Here is a 1,124-nt window from a genome sequence, read left to right as displayed (position 1 = left end):
GTATCGACTGAATTTGTTCTATAAACTTCTCTGCCCGATCAATATCATATTGCCCATCAACAGCAATATCTTTCCCAAAGATGAAATCTAAAGGTGACTTGGGAAAATAGCCAAAACATGCCTCAAATGGCGACGTTTGAGTCGAAGAGTGCTTAGCTCGATTGTACGCATGTTGAACGTAGTGTAAATGTTCATCCCAAAGTTTAGGATGCTTGCTGCAATAAGCACGAAGAAGATGCACCACTGTACGATTTACCACCTCTGTCTGACCATCTGTTTGCGGATGAAAAGCTGTGCTCTTTTTCAGTTTGGTGTCCATGAGTGCCCATAAACTCGACCAAAAACTTCCAACAAATCGAGAATCCCGATCAGAAATAATGGACTTAGGCAATCCAAAATGCACCCAAACATTTTGAAAGAACAACTGTGTCGTTTGTTCTGCTGTAACCTGCTTAGTACAAGGCATCAAAATACACATTTTGCTAAATCGATCAACCACAACATAAATATAATCATGACCTCTTCTCGACATAGGTAAACCACCAACAAAATCCATGGAAATACTTTCCCAAGGTCGAGAAGGAACTGGAAGTGGAGTATACAAACCCAACTTTCGATTACTAGGTTTACTTGTGGCACACAACGAACATCCTCGAACATATCTCGAAACACTTTCATTCATTCTAGGCCAGTAGCAGTATCTTTGCAAATTAGCCACTGTCTTGCCTACACCAAAATGACCAGCAATAAGAGAAGAATGTGCTTCCCTTATAATGTTGATTCTTTCCCCCTGTGGAATACACAACTTGCCAAGATGATACAAGAGATTATTATGCAAATGATAATCCAATTCTTCAACATGGTTAGAGTGGCACAAAGTTTCATACACTTCTTTAAAGTTAGTATCTAAAGCATATTGCTCCACATAACTTTCATGCATTATAGGACTATGCTTAAGAATAACTGAAGCACTAATAATAGGCCTTGAAAGCATATCAGCGACTTTGTTAAAAATACCCTTCTTATACCTGATTACCAAATGAAACTGTTGAAGAAAACCCATCCATCTGAAGTGCCTAGCTTGTTGTAGCTTTGTTTGTGATTATAAGTATTGCAGTGGTTGA

1 protein-coding gene is annotated in these 1,124 nt (G+C 38.7%); it reads right to left on the bottom strand.

Features of this window, described 5'->3' with window-relative positions:
• Nucleotides 1-1,063, bottom strand: a 1,063-nt coding sequence (locus tag NUW87_RS11360) for a DDE-type integrase/transposase/recombinase (protein ID WP_269028632.1), incomplete at its 3' end; no start/stop codon positions are given.
• Nucleotides 1,064-1,124 lie beyond the last annotated feature (61 nt).

The sequence above is a fragment of the Corynebacterium pilbarense genome (assembly GCF_026930265.1).
In the GTDB taxonomy this organism is placed as follows: Bacteria; Actinomycetota; Actinomycetes; order Mycobacteriales; family Mycobacteriaceae; genus Corynebacterium; species Corynebacterium pilbarense.
The sequence above is the reverse complement of the archived record's forward strand: the minus strand, read 5'-3'. Positions and strand labels throughout refer to the sequence as shown.